20 protein-coding genes are annotated in these 19,162 nt (G+C 27.8%); 16 read left to right on the top strand and 4 right to left on the bottom strand.

What is annotated here, in order from left to right; translation table 4 throughout:
- Positions 1-311: 311 nt before the first annotated feature.
- From V2E24_RS02390 to V2E24_RS02315, 16 genes are all read left to right on the top strand, one after another.
- Complete coding sequence (locus tag V2E24_RS02390; protein WP_330500830.1) at positions 312-923, top strand: chromate transporter; 612 nt, start codon at positions 312-314, stop codon at positions 921-923.
- Positions 923-1,576, top strand: a complete 654-nt coding sequence (locus V2E24_RS02385) for a chromate transporter (RefSeq protein WP_330500829.1) — start codon at positions 923-925, stop codon at positions 1,574-1,576. The genes V2E24_RS02390 and V2E24_RS02385 overlap by 1 nt, the downstream gene beginning before the upstream one ends.
- Positions 1,577-1,660: 84 nt before the next feature.
- Positions 1,661-2,650, top strand: a complete 990-nt coding sequence (gene recA, locus V2E24_RS02380) for a recombinase RecA (protein ID WP_330500828.1) — start codon at positions 1,661-1,663, stop codon at positions 2,648-2,650.
- Positions 2,651-2,715: 65 nt separating this feature from the next.
- Positions 2,716-3,531 carry a TIGR00282 family metallophosphoesterase gene (locus V2E24_RS02375; RefSeq protein ID WP_330500827.1) on the top strand — a complete coding sequence of 272 codons (816 nt, stop codon included), beginning with the start codon at positions 2,716-2,718 and terminating at the stop codon, positions 3,529-3,531.
- A 365-nt stretch (positions 3,532-3,896) separates the two neighbouring features.
- Positions 3,897-4,727, top strand: coding sequence for a bifunctional DNA-formamidopyrimidine glycosylase/DNA-(apurinic or apyrimidinic site) lyase (mutM, locus tag V2E24_RS02370; protein ID WP_330500826.1), 831 nt, complete (start codon positions 3,897-3,899; stop codon positions 4,725-4,727).
- Positions 4,727-5,263 (top strand): cysteine hydrolase family protein, encoded by a 537-nt coding sequence (locus tag V2E24_RS02365; protein ID WP_330500825.1) that lies wholly within the window; start codon positions 4,727-4,729, stop codon positions 5,261-5,263. Before mutM ends, V2E24_RS02365 begins: the two co-directional genes overlap by 1 nt.
- Complete coding sequence (locus tag V2E24_RS02360) at positions 5,263-5,583, top strand: Smr/MutS family protein (protein WP_330500824.1); 321 nt, start codon at positions 5,263-5,265, stop codon at positions 5,581-5,583. Before V2E24_RS02365 ends, V2E24_RS02360 begins: the two co-directional genes overlap by 1 nt.
- 1 nt (position 5,584) lies before the next feature.
- On the top strand, positions 5,585-6,670 hold the full coding sequence (locus V2E24_RS02355; RefSeq protein ID WP_330500823.1) for a M42 family metallopeptidase: 1,086 nt from the start codon (positions 5,585-5,587) through the stop codon (positions 6,668-6,670).
- 101 nt (positions 6,671-6,771) lie between these two features.
- Complete coding sequence (locus tag V2E24_RS02350; protein WP_330500822.1) at positions 6,772-7,011, top strand: YneF family protein; 240 nt, start codon at positions 6,772-6,774, stop codon at positions 7,009-7,011.
- Between the two features lie 8 nt (positions 7,012-7,019).
- Positions 7,020-7,682, top strand: a complete 663-nt coding sequence (locus tag V2E24_RS02345; protein WP_330500821.1) for a LemA family protein — start codon at positions 7,020-7,022, stop codon at positions 7,680-7,682.
- Between the two features lie 50 nt (positions 7,683-7,732).
- Entirely contained in the window at positions 7,733-8,782 is a 1,050-nt protein-coding gene (locus tag V2E24_RS02340) for a hypothetical protein (protein WP_330500820.1), read from the top strand.
- Between the two features lie 164 nt (positions 8,783-8,946).
- Positions 8,947-9,906, top strand: a complete 960-nt coding sequence (locus V2E24_RS02335; protein WP_330500819.1) for a phosphate acetyltransferase — start codon at positions 8,947-8,949, stop codon at positions 9,904-9,906.
- Between the two features lie 3 nt (positions 9,907-9,909).
- A complete protein-coding gene (locus V2E24_RS02330) occupies positions 9,910-11,100 on the top strand; it encodes an acetate/propionate family kinase (RefSeq protein ID WP_330500818.1) in 1,191 nt (396 codons plus the stop codon).
- Entirely contained in the window at positions 11,093-11,521 is a 429-nt protein-coding gene (coaD, locus tag V2E24_RS02325; RefSeq protein ID WP_330500817.1) for a pantetheine-phosphate adenylyltransferase, read from the top strand. Before V2E24_RS02330 ends, coaD begins: the two co-directional genes overlap by 8 nt.
- Positions 11,514-12,104 (top strand): ribosome biogenesis GTP-binding protein YihA/YsxC, encoded by a 591-nt coding sequence (gene yihA / locus V2E24_RS02320; RefSeq protein ID WP_330500816.1) that lies wholly within the window; start codon positions 11,514-11,516, stop codon positions 12,102-12,104. Before coaD ends, yihA begins: the two co-directional genes overlap by 8 nt.
- Positions 12,094-13,512 (top strand): MAG1430 family protein, encoded by a 1,419-nt coding sequence (locus V2E24_RS02315; RefSeq protein ID WP_330500815.1) that lies wholly within the window; start codon positions 12,094-12,096, stop codon positions 13,510-13,512. Before yihA ends, V2E24_RS02315 begins: the two co-directional genes overlap by 11 nt.
- A gap of 56 nt (positions 13,513-13,568) precedes the next feature.
- Here the strand turns inward: V2E24_RS02315 and V2E24_RS02310 are convergent, their stop codons facing one another.
- The 4 genes from V2E24_RS02310 to V2E24_RS02295 all read right to left on the bottom strand — a co-directional run bounded on the left by V2E24_RS02310 (position 13,569) and on the right by V2E24_RS02295 (position 19,155).
- Positions 13,569-15,812 carry a hypothetical protein gene (locus V2E24_RS02310; RefSeq protein WP_330500814.1) on the bottom strand — a complete coding sequence of 748 codons (2,244 nt, stop codon included), beginning with the start codon at positions 15,810-15,812 and terminating at the stop codon, positions 13,569-13,571.
- 156 nt (positions 15,813-15,968) lie between these two features.
- Positions 15,969-16,181, bottom strand: coding sequence for a 50S ribosomal protein L31 (rpmE, locus tag V2E24_RS02305; protein WP_330500813.1), 213 nt, complete (start codon positions 16,179-16,181; stop codon positions 15,969-15,971).
- 13 nt (positions 16,182-16,194) lie between these two features.
- Positions 16,195-16,794, bottom strand: a complete 600-nt coding sequence (rpsD, locus tag V2E24_RS02300) for a 30S ribosomal protein S4 (protein ID WP_330500812.1) — start codon at positions 16,792-16,794, stop codon at positions 16,195-16,197.
- Positions 16,795-17,040: 246 nt separating this feature from the next.
- Positions 17,041-19,155 carry an ATP-dependent Clp protease ATP-binding subunit gene (locus V2E24_RS02295; protein WP_330500811.1) on the bottom strand — a complete coding sequence of 705 codons (2,115 nt, stop codon included), beginning with the start codon at positions 19,153-19,155 and terminating at the stop codon, positions 17,041-17,043.
- Positions 19,156-19,162: the final 7 nt, after the last annotated feature.

The raw sequence follows: 19,162 nt of genomic DNA, 5'->3' as shown, positions 1-19,162 counted from the left end.
TTACGTAATAATTAAAAACAGATAAAAAGTGGAATTTATTCACTGTTATCGAAATATTTACGATTTTGTAAATATTTTTTATTGATATTCGAAAATCGAAAAAAATGAAAGCGATATATATATATATATATATATTAAGTAATATTTTGACAACACTTTAAAATAGCTTTTAACGTTTATTTTATGAATGTGGAAAAAACTTACCATATTTATTTTTTTATATCCTCATTTTTTCCATAAATAAATTTTTATTTGTGATTTTCTTAAGATCGACAATAAAACAAAATTTGTATAAAAGGTATAATTTTTTTATGATTTTTAGATGAAAAAATAAAACAAATAAACCTTCCTCACAATTTTGAGAAGTATTCTGATTTATTATAAAAATAACCTTTATTGGTTTTGGTGGCGGAAACGCCTTAATGCCAGTCATAAAAAAAGAAGCTGTAGATAATAAAAAATGAATAACTAATGAGGAATTTGAAAAGATTGTGGTTGTAACCAATTCTTTACCCGGGCCAAGCATAATTCAGGCTTTAGCATATATATCTGTTAAATTACTAGGTAAAACAAAAGGCTATATTGTTAGCATAATAGCTATGATTCCACATATATTATTAACCTTTATTTTATTTTTATTAGTGAAGCAACTTCCTCTAAATTATATATATGCTTTATCAGTTGGTGTATTAGCTTCAATCATAGGTATATTAGCCGCTTTTGCGTACGAATATTTAAAACAATCAACTAAAAAATTAAAATTGCCTTTGTGAATGATCTTATTTATTTTTACTTTTGGTTTTTACGTTTTTGTTCCTGCTCCTTTTAATATTCCTGTTGTGGCTATTGTTATTGTTATTTTAGTTTATTCACTTTATTATTGAACACTCAAAAAATGAAATTCTAAAAAGGAAAATAAATAATGATTTTAGCTGTTTTATTTCTGTTTTTAAGTTTAGCGCTTATTAGCGTTACAGTTTTTGGTGGCGGACAAGTTTTTATACCGATGTTTCAGTGATTGTGATCAACAATAAATAACAACTTTGGCATTAACATCAGCGAAAGTGAAATTAATCAAATTTTAACCTTAACTAACTCAACACCAGGTGTTATTAGTTTAAAATTCGCTTTTATTAGCGGTTATTTAATGGCCCCAAATAGTTTCGTTGGTTATTTACTTGCAATAATAGCTTATATTTTATTCTCAACACCAGCGATTATAATTATGATTTGAGCAATGAAAAGAATTAATAAAAATCAAAATAAGTACATTAGTAATTTGTTAAATATACTCAAACCTGTCATAGCTGCGATTATGATCGGTTTGAGTATTCAACTTTTAATTTTGATTCTTTTTCCCCACTTTTCTTTTAATTCAAGTAAAGGATATATATTTTATGATTTTGAAAATTCTAAAAACTTGTTTTTTGATGGTTGAAGAAGAATTGTTTTATATATTTATGTTCCTGCTTGCGTTATTATTTCATTTATTTTATATAAAAAGAAAATTGCAATTTTTAAACTAATTATTTCTAACGCATTAATTTCAACACTTATTTTTGCTCCTTTTATTTAAAAATTTACAAATAATAAAAAATTACAAAAAAAGTCTAATATAAGTCTAAATCTTAAAAATGCAACACATATATACGAGGTGCAAATGCAAGAAAAAAAGAAAATAATTTTAGAAGCTTTAAAAGAGATCGAAAAAAAATTCGGTAAAGAAGCGATTATGCTACTTGGTGATGAATATGATCAAGATATTGAAGTTTATCCTAGTGGTAGTTTAAAAATAGACAAAATTTTAGGAGTTAGAGGGTATCCTAAAGGAAGAATAATTGAAATATTTGGTCCTGAAAGTTCTGGTAAAACAACAATATGTTTACATGCTGTTGCGGAAGTTCAAAAAAATGATGGAATTTGTGCTTATATAGATGCAGAACATTCAATTGATAAAAATTACGCAAAAAGTATAGGTGTCGATACAAATAATTTAATAATAAGTCAACCAGACAGCGGAGAGCAAGCTTTAGAAATTGTGGATTATTTAGCTAAAACGGGGAATATTAACCTTATTATTGTAGACAGTGTTGCGGCTTTAGTACCAGAAGCTGAATTAAACGGAAGTATGTCGGATCAACAAATAGGTTCTCAAGCGCGTTTAATGTCTAAAGGACTAAGAAAATTGGCAGGAACATTAAACAAAAATAAAGTAACTGTTATTTTTGTAAATCAAATAAGAGAAAAAGTTGGGGTTGTTTTTGGAAATCCAGAAGTAACAAGCGGTGGTAGAGCATTAAAATTTTATTCAACAATTAGAATGGAAGTTAGAAAAGGGACACAAATAAGTGAAGGAAAAGATTCTATTGGTAATGAAATTAGAATAAAAGTGGTTAAAAATAAAGTGGCTCCTCCTTATCAATATGCCGAAAGCGAAATTTTATTTAGCAAAGGGTTGGATAAATTAGGGGAATTAATTGATTTGGCTGTTGAAGAAGAAATTATGGAGAAAAAAGGAGCTTGATACGCTTACAAAGGTAAAAACATAGCTCAAGGAAAAAAAGCCCTCAAAACACTTTTAAACGAAGATGCGCAACTTTACAAAGAAATAGAACAATCTTATAAGGAACGTACAGAAATTAAAAAATAAAACTTTTTTATTAAATTCATTAAAAAAAACTATACTTTAATTTGTAGAATGGATTTAATAAAAATATGCAAAAAGAAAATAAAAATATAAGATTACTTTTTATTGGGGATATTTTTGGCGATCCTGGTGTTAAAATGGTTGAAACATTTTTACCAAAACTGATTAAAGAGTACAATGCTGATTTTGTTATTGCTCAAGCTGAAAATGTCTCAGGTAGAAAAGGATTCATAAAAGAAGATTACATAAGGTTAAAAAAAGCCGGAGTTAATGCTTTTACAATCGGTAATCACGTTTGAGCAAAAAGTGAAATTTTACAAATAATTAATAATAATGACGTTATAAGACCCGCTAATATTAACAAAAATTACGCAGGAGAAGGTTCAAAAATTTTTAAAGTTAAAAACTCTACACTTAGAGTTACTTCGCTAATGGGTATTATGTTCAATAAACTTCTTAGCCCTTGAAACGAAGAATATGCCGATAACTTTTTTGATTGTATTGATAACATATTAAAGTATAGTGAAAAAACTGATTTTCATTTTGTTGACTTTCATGCTGAAACCACAAGTGAAAAAAATGTTTTAGGTATTTATTTAGACTCGAAAGTTGATGCAATTTGCGGGACTCACACACATGTTCAGACTAATGACGCTAAAAAATTAGATAATCATACTTTATATGTTACTGATGCTGGGATGACAGGTCCTAGAAATTCAGCTATTGGTGCTAATTTTAAAGAAGTTTATGAAAAAATCAGATATGACTCAAAGGTTAAATTTAAGGTTTCACCTAATAAATGTCAATTTAATGCTGTTTTCTTAGAAATAAACTCAATTAACAAAGAGTTAAATAATATAAAACTTATTAATTTTAATGAATAATGGAATCGTATATGTTTCCATTTTTTTACCATTTTTACTAATATTCGCAAAAGTATTTTAATTTACTTATAATTATTTTGGATGTATATTCATCCTAAGTGATTTTTTAAACCCAAAAAATGTGCGATTACATAAATTCATCTATTTGATAACAAAGATAATTTTGTTAATAACGCGCAATCCACTTTCTTTTATTATTTTTTTAGTTGTTCTAGTTTTTTTATATGGTTCCGCATATTTTATTTAAATTATGTTAGAATGAGTAAATCTTTTTCATCTAATTCGCACATTTTTATTCACCATTGTTATGGTGATTTTTTTATTCATTTAATAATTTATTATTAAATGTGGTTTATAATATTTTCATGCCAGAATTTCCAGAAGTCACAGTCGTTTCGAGGGCTTTAAATGAGTCTTTGAAACACAGATATATAGCAAAAATTAATTATGAAACAAATAAAATAATCCAAAATGATTCTTTGGATTCTTTTAATAATAAAGTTATTGATAAAAAGATTTTAAAAGTGTATAACATAGGAAAATTTATCATTTTTGAACTAGAGAAAAATATTAATATTATTAGTCATTTAAGAATGGAAGGTAAATACTTTATTGAATCTTTGGAACAATTAAATGATAACTACAGAAACAGAAAACATGATTTGGTTTATTTTTACTTAGATAATGGTGATGTTTTAATCTATAACGATACAAGAAGATTTGGTACTCTTGAAGCGTTTGAGGGTGATGTGTACTTAGCCAAACCTATAAAAAAATTAGCTAAATTGCCTTGAGATATAGATGTAGAAGAAATTTACAATAAAACACAGAAAAAAAGAATACCTATTAAAAGTGCTTTGTTAGATCAAAATATAATTTTAGGATTGGGTAACATTTACTGTGATGAAGTATTACACGCAAGTAAAATAAATCCTTTTAGAAGTTCAGATTCAATTACTAAAGACCAAATACAAATGATAGTTAAAAATGCGTCTTCAATTATGCAAGATAGCATATCAAAAGGTGGAAGTAGCGTTAATACTTATACATCTGTTAACTCTAAAAGCGGAACATATCAAAACTACTTAAAAGTTTATGGCAGAGCTAACAAACCATGTTTTAATTGTGGAGAAAAATTAACTAAAGCAAAGTTAAACGGTAGAGGTACAACATACTGTGAAAGGTGTCAAAAATAATGTCTAAAGCTACTATTGTAATCGATATGTTAAATGGTTTTACAAAAACAGGTAACTTAAAAAGTTCTCATATACAAAAAATAATCCCAAATATAAAAAATCATCTAGAAAAACTAGATGCTGATGAAGATATTTTGTTTGTTAATGACGCTCATTCAGAAAGCGATTTAGAAATGCAGCAATATCCTATTCATTGTTTAAAAAATACATATGAATCAGAAATTGTAGAAGAACTTCAACCTTTTGCTTCTGATGCTAAAATATATTACAAAAATACGACAAACGCTTTTTTTGATATTCCTTTAAATGATCTTTCTAAATATAAATCTATAAGTGTCGTAGGATGCTGTACAGATATATGTGTTTTACAATTTGTTTTAACATTAAAAACGTTTTTTAACAAAATAAACTCTGAGCAAGAAATTACAGTCCTAAAAGATTGTACTGCTACATTCGATTCAGAATCACACCCGCAAGAAGTTTTTCATGATTTAGCACTAAAATTGATGCAAAACGCAGGAGTAAAAATTCAATAATGTCTAGAACGGTTGATCTGCACGGTCTATTAACTGAGGAAGCAAGTATAATTATTGTAAATAATTTATTTGACTTGGAAAATGACAAGGTAGATTCTATTACTTTTATAACAGGAATTGGTACAGGTGCTTTAAAATACGTTGTCGAAGATCAAGTAGAAAAGTTTAATTTTAATTGAACTCTTCTAAACAATGGCGGAGCATATTTTGTAACTAAAAAAATAAATAATAAATTTATTTATGATGAGTGTTCTGATCAAATCGATGAAGAAGAAATTGATTATATTTTCAAAAAATTTGAAAATAAGAAAATGAGGTAACATGAACAAAAAAGAATTCAAAGAAAGATTAAAACAATACATGGCACTCGAAGCTATGTCTAGGTATGAAGAACCAGTTGTTCAAAAATTAAAACAAAATACCCAAAACCCTAATTTCGAATATTCTAGAGATAAATTAGGTAGCTTAATTATTCATAAAAAATCTAAAAATCCAGATGCTCCTAAATTAATGATCGCTGCACATATGGATGAGATTGGATATTTGGTTAGAAGAATTGACAAGAGTGGTCAATTACTTTTAAGTCCTGTTGGTGGTATTTGAGCCACTGTCGTTGTCGGTACAAAAGCTAAATTAGTAACTAACAAAGACAACAAATCTTTTGAAGGTGTTTTTGGTCACACTTCAATACATATAATGGAATCTGAAAAAGTATCTAAAGCTCTAACAAATAATGATTTATATGCTGATTTTGGTTTTACTAGCGATAAAGAAGCGATTGAATTTGGTGTCGAAATAGGTGATAGAGTTTATCTTAGCGGAGAATTTGTTAATTTTGCTAACGAAGACTTAGTTGCTGGAAAGGCCATGGATAATAGAGCCGGTGTTACCGTATTAGACTATATAGCAGCTAAAGTGGCAAATTTAGATTTAGAAGTTGATTTGTATTTAGTTGGTACAGTTCAAGAGGAAGTTGGAACTAGAGGAGCGGCTACCAGTGTAAGCATTATCAATCCTGATATAGCTATAGCTCTTGATACCACAAGTAGTCACGATACAATTGGCGTTATACCTGGTACTACAAAACTATTCGCAGGGGCAGCATTAAGAGTGCATGATGGTGGAACAATGATGGACTATAAACTAGTTTCATACATTTATGATTTAGCCAAAGAAAAAGAAATACCTGCTTATAAATTTGTTGCTGCCGGAGGTGGAACTGATGCAGCTGAACTACAGTTTGCTAAGGGTGGAGCAGCTACTTTAACCATTAGTTTACCACAAAGATATTTACACTCACCTATTGGGGTTTGTTCAGTTAGTGATCTAATGAATTCAGGTGATTTATTAGTTGAATTCATTAAAAAAATGTCACCAAAAGAATACCAAAAAATTGAATACAAATAATAGTTTTTGTTGCTTTTATAGCACATAAAATGGCGCTTAAAATAAATTAAAAAAATAATATAATTTTATTACTGTTAAAAATGATACAAAAAGGAGGTATTATGGGTGTTACATTATCAACAGGTGCATTTGTAGGTATGATAATTGCTTTAGTTATCGGGATCGCCTTAATAACAGGTATATTGGTATTTTTCTTAACAAAAAGAATGTTTGAAAAACAAATTCGTGAAAATCCACCAATTACAGAAAAACAAATTCGTGTTATGTTTAACCAAATGGGAAGAAAAGCTAGCGAAACACAAATCAAACAAATTATGCGTTCAATGAGAAACGCTAAATAAGGATAAAAATGTCAAATTTATTTAATAATAGAGAAAATAATCACCCAGAAGGTTTTAATCCCAGTGTTGATAACAGAATAATTAAAGCGCAAGCTTCTACAGCCGCTAAAATTATTGTTTTTATTTCATTTATTCTTATTATCCCAATATTTTGATACATTTCAACATCAAATAAATTTAATAGACAACAAAACCAAATTAATGAAGCTGCAAGTAATATCGATATTCAACTAACAAAAAGAAGTGAAACATTGACAAAAATGTTTGACGCTACAAAAAGCTATATAAAATATGAAAAATCCGTTTTAGAAGATGTTACTAAAATGCGTTCAATGGTTTCTAATCTTTATTACGAAAGTAAAATCGAAGCAAGAAACGATCTTGATAAACTTAATAATAGTATTTTTGGTCGTTTAATTGCCGTTAGTGAAAACTATCCAGAATTAAAAGCTGATAAAATGTTTATTGAATTATCAGAAGAATCAGCATACATCGAAAGAGAGATAGCTGCTTCAAGACGTTTATATAATAGAATTGTTAATGAATATAATTCTGATTTATTTGTGTTTCCTAAAAATGTAGTAGCTGCACAAAAAAACCTTGAGACAGCTGCTTTATATATAGCAAGCACAAAACAAAAAGAAGATGTTAAGTTATCAATGGATAACTAGAATAAGTTAGCAAAGTAAAAATAACTTTGCTTTTTTTATTTAGGAGAAAAATGAGAAAAGTTACAGATTATACAAAATTTGAAGTTTTTGAAAATAACGTAAGCAATGAAATATATGAAAGTATTCAAGCTGACGTATCATCGGCCATAAAATCACTAACACCGTTTCAGAAAAAGGCTAATTTGTTTCTTGTTATATCATCATTATTATTTTTTGTGCTTTTTGTAATTTCTTTTGTAGGTTTTTTAAACCAAAATATTTGAATACTTGGAGTTGTAGGGTCACTTTTTGTGGCAAATTTATTTTTTTTAATTACTTGTTTTTTTATTTCGAATAAAAATAAAAAAACTATCAATCAAAAAGTAGCTGATGGACAAAAAATACTTAATTACTATAAAAAAGCTTTTGAAGCTTTAGGTGAATTAGAATACTTAAATCAAGAAGAATTACAAAAAAATTATACTTATACATTTGATATGACAGCTTCATTTTTAATGGCTAACAAACCTTCTTCAGTTCCTTCTGACGCACGCATTCAAAGTATCAAAAAAACTCATTTTATTGGAGTTTACCAAAAATATCCATTGTTTGTTACAAATTGTACATATGTATGATATAGACATGTTAAAAATAATCGCGTAAAGTACGAAAAAAACTATACTGTAATGTATTTGGATACAACAACCTTAAAAGAAAGATCAAAAACAACATTTAGATTTTTTAGCGGTGGTTCGTCACTTTTTAAAAAAGATAATTACTCACTTACTGAAAATCCTGATTTTAATAAAATTTTTAGACCTCTAGCTGAAGATCCAGTTAAATTCAGAATGATAGCTACTCCTTTGTATATGGAGAACGCCTTAAAAAGAATAAAAGATAAAAATGGTTTTTTATACAATATTGACAAATTTCTTGTAACCCCAAATTCATGCTTAATCTTTGTCAATTCTAACGCTGGCGTTTTGGAATTAAATTATGCGACACCTTTTATTTACAATGAACAAAAAATCGTTAAAAAAATATACTCAGACATAATTTATGATTGCTACGCAATCTACTATCCACTTTCATTAATAACAATGAGTTCGTATCTAGATTAAAAAAACTAAGCTTAGGATAAAAAGCTTAGTTTTTTTAATGATAAACAATGAATATGCACATTTATAAATCTATTTTAATATATTAAAATATATTTATTTAGTTTGCAAAAGAATAATAATGTAAAATTTATAAGATTAAATTTTAAGTAAATCATGGAGGAAAAATGAAATTTACAGATAAAATTGTCAATCAAGTAAATGCAATTAATAAAACAAAAAAAATTGTTTTAATTGACGGTGACGATAAGAGAATGATTGAAGCGGCTAAAGAGTTAGCTAAATTTAAAAATATCGAATTAACTTTATTAGTTGAAGAAGACAAAAATTGTGAATGTGGATTAAATTTCGAAAATATATTTTCAGATAAAGAATTAATCGAAAAAATGGTTACAAAATATGTTGAATTACGTAAAGGTAAAGAGACAGAAGAACAAGCAAGAAGTGTTTTAAAAACTAGACCTTTTTATGCAATGATGTTACTAGCAATGGGTAAAGCTGATGGTGTTGTGGGTGGACTAAATTACCCAACAGCAGACATTTTAAGAGCTGCTTTTAAGGTTATAGGTCCTAAGCCAGGAATCAAGACAATTTCAAGTGTAATGATTATGCACAAAGATGAAGATACATTAATTTTTTCAGATATTAGTGTAAATCCAAAACCAAACAAAGAACAATTAAGTGATATTGGGATCAATGCAGCTACTTTCGCAGCACAAATGGGATTTGATCCTAGAGTGGCTTTTTTAAGTTTTTCAACTGACGGATCAGCTAAAACAGATGAATCAGTTATGGTTAGAGAAGCAACTGATTTATTCAATCAAAATTACAAAGCAACAAAAGCTATTGGTGAAATTCAATTAGATGCAGCACTTGATTTTGAAATTAGAAAAGCTAAATACAAAAGAGAATACTTCGAAGAAAAAGCAAATGTTTTAATTTTCCCAGATTTAGGAGCTGGTAATATTGGATACAAACTTGTGCAACGTTTAGGTGGTTATGGAGCTATTGGTCCTATTGTTGTAGGTGCAAAAATGCCTGTAAATGACCTTTCAAGAGGAAGTACAGTTGACGATGTTGTTAATACTGTTTTAATAACTGTTTTACAAAGTGAAGGAGAAAAATAAAAAATGACTCAAAAAGTTTTAGTTATAAATGCAGGTAGCAGTTCAATTAAACTAACATTATTTGAAAAAGAAACTTTAAAAGTTATAGCTAGCGGTTTAGCTGAGAGAATTACTCTACCAATGGGAAACTTGAGTATTAAATTTGATAAAAAATACGAAAAAGAATTACCTCTTCCAAATTTTGAAGTTGCTGTTGAAGAAGTTTTAAAAATGATGAAAGAATTAAAACTTGTTGAAAATGCAGATGAGATTTCAAATATTGGATTTAGAGTTGTTCAAGGTGGTCCATACTTTGATAAAGCAAGTAAAATTACAGAAAAAGAAATAGCATTAATTGATCAAGTTTCAATTTACGCTCCATTACATAATCCAGGAGCAATTGCAGCTATGAAAGCGTTTAAAAAAGCTATGCCTAACGCTAAATTAAGTGCAAACTTTGATACAGCATTTCACACAAGCATCAATCAAGTAAATCACACATATGCAATACCATATGAATTAACTCAAAAATATGGTGTTAAAAAATATGGTGCTCATGGAATTAGTCACCGTTATATAACTTTAAAATTACAAGAAATCCTTAAAAAAGATAAAGTTACATTTGTGAATTGTCACCTTGGTAATGGTGGTAGTTTATGTGCTGTTAAAGATTCTAAATCATTTGATACATCAATGGGATTAACTCCTCTTGCAGGTATTATGATGGGTACTAGAAGCGGTGATATCGATCCTTCTATTCACCAATTTTTAATGAAACAAATGGACATTAACATCGATGAATTCACAAACATCTTAAACAAAAAAAGTGGATTAATGGGTGTTTCAAATAATTTAAGTAGCGACATGCGTGACATTATCGACGCAAAAGAAAATGGAAATTTACAGGCTAAATTAGCCTTTGAATTATTTGCTAATAAAGTTGTTGATTATATCGCTATGTACGCTAATAAAATTGGTCCTAAAGTTGAAGCTATTGTATTTACTGCAGGAATCGGTGAAAATAGTCCAAAAATTAGAGAACAAATAATTAACAATATTAATTTTGCTAATGTTAAATTAGATTCAAATAAAAACTTCGGTCCAATTGGTGAATACGAACTAATTTCAACTGAAGATAGTGAAATTCCCGTTTATGTAATTAGAACTAATGAAGAGTTAGTCATAGCAAAAGATGCTATAAAATTATATGAATAAAAAAGCAATTTACCCTGGTTCTTTTGACCCTATGCACGAAGGCCATGTTCAGGTTTTAAAAAAAGCACTAAAACTTTTTGATCATGTTTATGTTGTTGTTTCTATAAATCCAGATAAAGACACGCAAACTAACTTAGAAAAAAGATTTGAACAAGTTAAAGAAAAAACAAAAGATATTCCTAATATTACAATTTTAAGAAACTCTAATCGCTTCATGGCTGATATCGCCAAAGACTTAAAAGTAAATTTTTTAATTAGAAGCGCTAGAAATATAAAAGATTTTAACTATGAATTAGAATTAGCTGCAGGAAACAAAACATTAAACCCTGACTTAGAAACTGTTTTGATAATACCAGATTATGATTACATTGAATTTTCATCAACACTATTAAGGCATAAGGAGAAATTAGAAAATGTATAAGTTTATCAAAAGTTCTACTTCAAGCGAAGATTGATATCAACACCCTAGTAACGAAATATGTTTCTGAGGAAGAAGTAATGTAGGTAAAAGCAGCTTAATTAACGCTTTAGTTAAAAATGATAAATTAGCCAGAGTAAGTAAAACACCTGGTAGAACTCAATTATTAAATTATTTTGGGAATGAAAAAGGTCATGTTTTTGTTGATCTACCTGGTTATGGATATGCAAAGTTATCTAAAAAACAGTTAGAAAAAATGTTTAAGATGATTGAGTTTTATTTACTTAATAACCCTAGACTTAGTGATATTGTATTATTAATAGATTCTAGAACAGGAATCACAAAAATAGATTGACAAATTTTAGAATTTCTTAAACAAATAAATTTACCTTTAACCATCGTTTACACAAAAATCGATAAGCTAAACCAAAAAGAAAAAGCGAAAATGATTAAACAATTTAAGATTGATTCACAAAATGTCCAAGCTTCTTATTTTATGGTAAGTTCAGAAAAAAATATAAACATTGATAATTTAAGAAATCATATTGATTCATTGTTTGAAAAAGAGGTTGAATATGAAAATTAGATTTAACAAAAAATTATTTTATTATTCTTCAGCATTAGTAGCTTCTGCAGCTTTTGTTACAGCTGCTGGAGTTAATTATTTCTTAAATGCGCCAAAACTGACAAAAAATGAACAATATAATGGTTCTTCAAATTCCTTAAAAGAATCTTCAATTATTGACTATAAAAACAATTTATCTTTAAGTGATTTTAAATTGCACTCAAATCCTGAGCAAATTGATATAAGTAACTATTTTGCAGGGGAATTTGTAAATTCGCTCGAACCTTTAATAAGAAATTTAATACCTTTTGATCAAGTAAGTAGTTATTGAAATTCGCAATTTATAGAAAAAAACATTGGTATCTCTGGTATAAAAAATAAAAAATTCATTCTTAAAACAGATAATTTAACCCCTCTTAACTTCTTTTTACCTAATTATGACATTGTTACAAACTCTTTTGCAAATGATATTGATGGAAAATTGCTAATAGAAGTTAAGTTAATAAGAAAATCTGATAATCCACAAAAAGAAGTAACTTTTTCAAATGTATACGAATTATCAGGTTTTAAAAAAGTTTCTGAAAATAAATATTTAAATTCTTCCACACTTGAAAAAATATCTTTTATTCCTCCTAAAGATATTTCTACTTACCAAAACTTTATTGAAAAATTTAATTCATTAGAAAATGATCAACAGCTTCTGCAAGAATTTGTTTCCTCATCATTTGCTTTTACCTTAACTAAAGATCCTTTAAAAACTCACAATAATAACGTTGACGTTGATTTTAAAAACGTTGAACTTAAATTTAAAGATAATAAATTTTATTTAAATTACCAACTTATGTCGAAAGTTTATTCAGCAACAAAAGACAATTTAAGATCTACAACCAATGTTAATCTCTACAAAGACGCTGATAATAAACCAAAAGTTTTTGAAGCTGAAATTGACATTGAGGCTTATTATACAGCTCTAAACGAATTTAATCAATTAGAATTTTCGACCAAAAAAGATAAAAACGAAATTTTAATTCCTACAGATCCTAAACAAGCTACGGCATGAGCAAACGAATATTTAGAAATTACTTCACCACAAAAAGAAGAATTTTTAAATAACTACCATCTTGTTTATGATGAAATAAATATTAACAAAGAAAAAGATCAAGTCACATTGAGTATAAATATTATTCCACACAATTTAAATCAGTTATTTAAGTGAGTCATTAAAAAAGAAGTCATCTTTAAATATAGCGATTTTCTTAACTATATAAAAGATAAAGAAAAAGAAAATGCTCACAACGAACAAAATCCAGGTATAAACGAAGACAACTCTGATGATTCGAACTTAAATGAACCAACTAACGAATCGACACAAAATGAAAAACAATCTTCAGATAATCCTGAGCAACCTCAAAATTCTAATCAACCTTAATATTAAAAGCCACTTTAGAATAAAAGTGGCTTTTTTGTTTAAATTAATCTAAATAATTAATTAAATTTAGTGTTTTGGTTTAGAAAATCAATTAATTTATGCGAATTGTCTTCTCTTAATATTTTGACTAAATTATTGGCTTGTTCATTAGATAACAAATCTAAGTTCATGATGAAATTAGCGAAATTTTTAAGTGTTTTGTAAGATTGATTTCGACTTAGATTATAAGTTAAATCAATTGATAAATCTTTTGTAAATTTGCGTGTTTTATAATCATATAAGTAAAAATCTATTGTGTTGTTTAAAGCATTAATATGTAACTTAAAGTCACTGATGTCGGAAGATATTTGTTTTAATTGTTTTAAAGTATTATCACTTAAGTTGTATTGATAGATATATTTGTTATCGTTTTTGTTTCCGATAAAGTAAATTTCGTTTAGGTAATTAATTGCTCTATTTTCTACAAAAATATTTTGTGTTGTTGATAAATTATTGAAAAGATCATAATCATTAATTTGTTTGTCTTGAATTGAAAAGCGTTTCATCATGTTTTGTTCAACAAAATAGACATGTCCTTGCCAGTACATCATAGCTGATATATTTACATTATTTGGGTCAACAATGTCATATAAATTATGTTTTTCATATATATCAACAATTTTTTTGATGAATGTTTGATTATATTGATTTTCGCTTATCATTGGATCTGAATTTTTATAAATACTTTGTAAAAACGGTCTATCTTCTTTAATTAAAGGTACTTTGTGAGCAAATAAAACACCTTTAATATTAGAAGAATCTAAACCTGAAGCAGTTGAACCTTTGGTATCAAAAAACACTCTGAACAAGTCTTTGTATCTACTTTCCATGTGAGTTGGATCTACATATGCAAACTCACCATTATTATTTTGGACCATTAATCAAGTGTGTTGTTCTCCTGTTTGAACAACAAATTTAATGTTTAATAGTGAAAACGCCATCGCTGACAAATCAACATATTCTTTACATACTGCTTCAAAGTTTTTTAAAGCCGTATGTAGATTAGTTTCTTGACCTTCGCTTTGATTATTCTCTAGTTCTATCTTATAAACTACATAATCTGTTATATACCTAGTAACAAGAAACACTTTTTCCTCTACAGACATATTTTTATCGATTAAAGAAATTATCTGTTTCATCAAATTAGAATAAGCTTTTTTAATGTCGTCATTAACAAAATTATTAGTTGTTACCCTTAATTCAGAAACAAAAGAATCAGGATTTTGAAACATCGATAACTCACCTTTGTTAGTTAAAGAAATATTAGGAATTAGATAATAATTATTTGTTACAAAATCTTGAAGTTTATCCACAAACTGACTATTTTCGCGCGAATTTAATTCATCTGTAACAAAATAAATAACTTTAGATTGGTTTTGTTGAGAAAGTTGTACAAGTATTTTCTCCATCAGCGAATTTAAATCTTGTTGTTGGGTTTCTCCAAAAGCGTAAATAATTAATGTCCCTTCCTGATTTAATGAAGAAATTATCTGTTTTAATAACTCTTTAAAATCTTGAATTAATAATTCAGAATTATTGATTAAATTCCCCAATTCTTTTCTTTTAGGATTAACGAAAAAAGTTTTTCAATCAATTCTTCTGGCAAAAGCGTTATCGTAACCTTTAAGTAATTCATTGGCTAGTTGTTTTAACTCTTGCAAAGAATTAAGCGAATCAATAAGAACAAATAAATTTTTTGTATTGTCGTATTCTCACTTTTGTTGATCTGTCACTATAATATCATCTGTTTTATTTTCGCTGTTATTTGTTGATTCTTCTGCTTCAGAATTATTAACGCTAGTTAATTCTAAGTTATCAGTATTTTCTTTTTGTGTAGTTATTTTTTGTTCATCTGTTTCTTTATTAGCGCTTACATTGTCTATAGGTTGATTTTGCTTATCATTATTTTCTGATGTGTTTTGATCTATATTTGTTTTATCTTGTGTTTCATTTTTTTCTAAGTTTGAAACTTCAACATTGCTAGGTGTGTTTACTTGTTCATTATTTTCTGGATTATTATCGTTATTTTTGGTTGTATCACTTATTGAGTTTGTTGATGATTGTGATGGCGATTGTTCTGAATCACTTTTGTGTTTTGATTCGCTAGAAGAGTCGTTTATAACAATATCGTTTTGATCTGATTCTGTATTAGGTGTTTTTGTTAATGAATTGTGAATGTTTGAGCAAGAACTCATAACCATTGGTAACATTGAAATAACACCTGAACTTATGATTATTAAGTGTTTTTTTAGTTTTTTCATTTTCCCTCATTTTTAATTAATAAGCATAATTATAGAACTATTATTAATAATTCAATCAAATACCATAAATTTAACATTATGGAACATTTTTTACACAAACCACTTCCAATAAAACAAAAACATCACTTTAAAAGTGATGTTTTTCTATCAATATAATTATTTAGATTGACTTTTTTGTAATCTTCTGTTGAATCTGTCGATTCTTCCTGTAGCTTTAACTTGAGCTCTGTTTCCTGTGTAAACAGGGTGACATCCTGAACAAACGTCTACTGTAAAGTGTTTTTTAGTTGAACCTAATTTGAAAGCTTTTTGACATGTTGAACATGAAACTTCAACTGTGAAATATTGTGGGTGTATATCTTTTTTCATATATTACTCCTTATTATTTAGCGTAGAACTCAACGATTAACGCATCTTTAATTTCTGTATGCACTTCGTTACGTTCTGGTAATCTATCGTATTTAACTGTGAAGTCTTTTCTTGTTAATCATGCAGCAGCTTCTTTGTTTTCAACAGCTTCTAAAACTTGTGGGTTTTTAAGAGATTTTTCTCTTAATGAAACTGTTTGTCCAACTTTAACAATCATTGAAGGAATATCAGCTTTTTTACCATCTAATAAAAAGTGTCCGTGGTTAACTAATTGACGAGCTTGTCTACGTGTAGCAGCAAATCCTGCTCTGTAAACTAAGTTATCTAAACGACTTTCTAATAATTGTAATAAGTTTGTCCCTGCAACACCTTTTAATTTAGAAGCTTTAACGTATGTTCTTCTTAATTGTTTTTCGTTAATTCCAAAAACGTGTTTAATTTTTTGTTTTTCGTATAAGTGTAATCCGTAATCACTTAATTTAACTCTTTTGTTACCGTGTTGCCCTGGAGCGTAAGTTCTTTTTCTACCTTTAGCAAACTCTTTACCTGTTTCTAAGATTGAGTAACCTAAACGACGTGATTTTTTGAACACTGGTCCTGTATATCTTGACATTTTTTCCTCTTTCTGCATAAAGGAAGCAAATTCCTCTTAGAGTGATTTTTTCTTAATGCTTTTGACATGCAGCTAGTCTACTAACAAATTCAAAAATTGAAAAACTCATTTTCTAAAATAATTTACCGCTGTTATTTATGCTTTTTAATTTTAAAGTATTCAAGAAAAAAAACAAGATTTTTTTAGCTAAAAAATTTAGTGTTTTTTAGTGAAAAAAACTCGCGCTAATACGAGTTTTTTAAATTTCTATTTAATAACGTATTCTCCATTTTTATAGGCTATTTTGTTTATTGTTTCTGGATTAAAGTTTTGTTTTAATATGTTAATAGCCAAAAAGTTTTCAACATGTTTTTGAATATATCTTTTTATTGGTCTTGCACCAAATTCAGGATCATAAGCTTCTGAAATAACTTGGTTAATTACACTTTTGTCAAATTCAATATTTAATTTAGATGTTTTTAAAACTCTCTGTCTTAATTTATCTAATTCTAAAGAAATAATTTTTTCTAAATTCTCTTTGTTTAATGGGTTAAAAGTAACAATTTCATCAATTCTATTTATAAATTCAGGCTTCATGAATTTCAATAAAATGTCTCTCAATTTATTTGTTGATATTTTATTTTTAGAGTCTATTATTTCCTTACTTCCTAAATTAGATGTCATAATTACAATTATATTTTTACAATTAATGAATTTACCTACGCTGTCAGTAATACCACCATTGTCTAATAACTGTAAGAAAACGTTTAAAACATCTGGATGAGCTTTTTCGATTTCGTCTAATAATAAAATTGTATATGGATTTTTTCTTATTCTTTCAGCTAATGAATTACCTTCATTGTAACCAACGTAACCCGGAGGAGCTCCAATTATTTTGGCTACAGTGTGTTTTTCCATATATTCAGACATATCTAAACGAATCATTTTTTTCTCGCTATCAAAGAGCTCATAAGCTAATTTTCTAGCTAATTCAGTTTTACCTACACCTGTTGGACCTAAAAATAAAAAGCTTGCTAATGGACGATTTGGATCGTTGATATTTGCTTTTGTTCTTATAATAGCCTTAGACACGACATCAACTGCGTGTTTTTGGCCAATAACTTCGTGATTCAAATTATCTTCCATTTTAAACAATTTATCTTTTTCACCTTCTAAAAGTTTATTAATAGGTATTTTTGTTCATTTAGAAACAATTTGAGCTATATCATCAGGTTTAACTGTATCTTTAACTAAGGAATCACTAGAATTATTAATCAATTCTTTTAGATCATTTAATTTTTTCTCAACTTTAGGCAAATCATTGTATTTTAAACGTGAAGCTTTTTCAAAATCCCCCTCGTTTTGCGCAAAAAGTATTTTATGATTTAAATTAGAAATTTCTTCGTTATAAACAGCTAATTGATGTAATCTTTCTTTTTCGCTTGATCATTGTTTTTCTAAAGCATCAATTAAATCTTTATTATTTTGAATTTTACTTCTTATTTGTTCTATTTGCTCTTTTGGCGCATTAGAAGATTTTAAAGCTGCTTTTTCCATTTCTAATTTAATTTTTTCTTGTTTAGCTTTTTCTAATTTTTCAGGTTGGAAATTTATTTCTGTTTTAATTGTTGCCGCTGCCTCATCAATTAAATCAATTGCCTTATCAGGTAAAAATCTGTCGCTAATATATCTGTTTGATAATTCTGCAGCTGATATTAAAGCGCTATCTTCAATTTTTACTTTGTGATATGTTTCTAATCTTTTTTTGATACCTCTTAAAATTGTAATTGTGTTTTCTACCGAAGGTTCAGAAACATCGATTTTTTGCATCCTTCTTTCTAAAGCTGGGTCTTTTTCGATATATTCTCTATATTCATCATAAGTAGTTGCACCAATTAAGTGTAATCCACCTCTAGCCATAAGAGGCTTAATAATATTGGCTGCATCCATCGCACCACCACCAGCTGCTCCTGTACCTATAAGCATGTGGATTTCGTCAATAAATGTTATTATTTCGCCGTTATTTTCTTCAATTTCTTTTAATACAGCTTTAAGTCTTTCTTCAAATTCTCCTTGATATTTTGCACCCGCTATTAAAGCTGGTAAATCAAGTTCAATTAACCTAACATTTTTTAAATTTTCAGGAACTTGATTTTCAACAATTTTTTGAGCTAAACCTTCAACAATTGCTGTTTTACCCACTCCAGGTTCCCCAACTAAAACAGGGTTATTTTTTGTTTTTCTGCTAAGAATTCTCACCATTCTACGAATTTCTTCATCTCTTCCAATTACTGGCTCTAATTTATTTTCGCGAGCCAATTTAGTAAGATCTCTACCGTATTTTTCAAGTGGTTTTTTGTTTTCTTCTCAACTTGCATTCATATCAACC

The organism is Mycoplasmopsis ciconiae (assembly GCF_036350065.1).
GTDB classification, from domain to species: domain Bacteria; phylum Bacillota_I; class Bacilli_A; order Mycoplasmatales; family Metamycoplasmataceae; genus Mycoplasmopsis; species Mycoplasmopsis ciconiae.
Note: the sequence above shows the minus strand (reverse complement) of the source record. Positions and strands in the feature narration are given on the sequence as shown.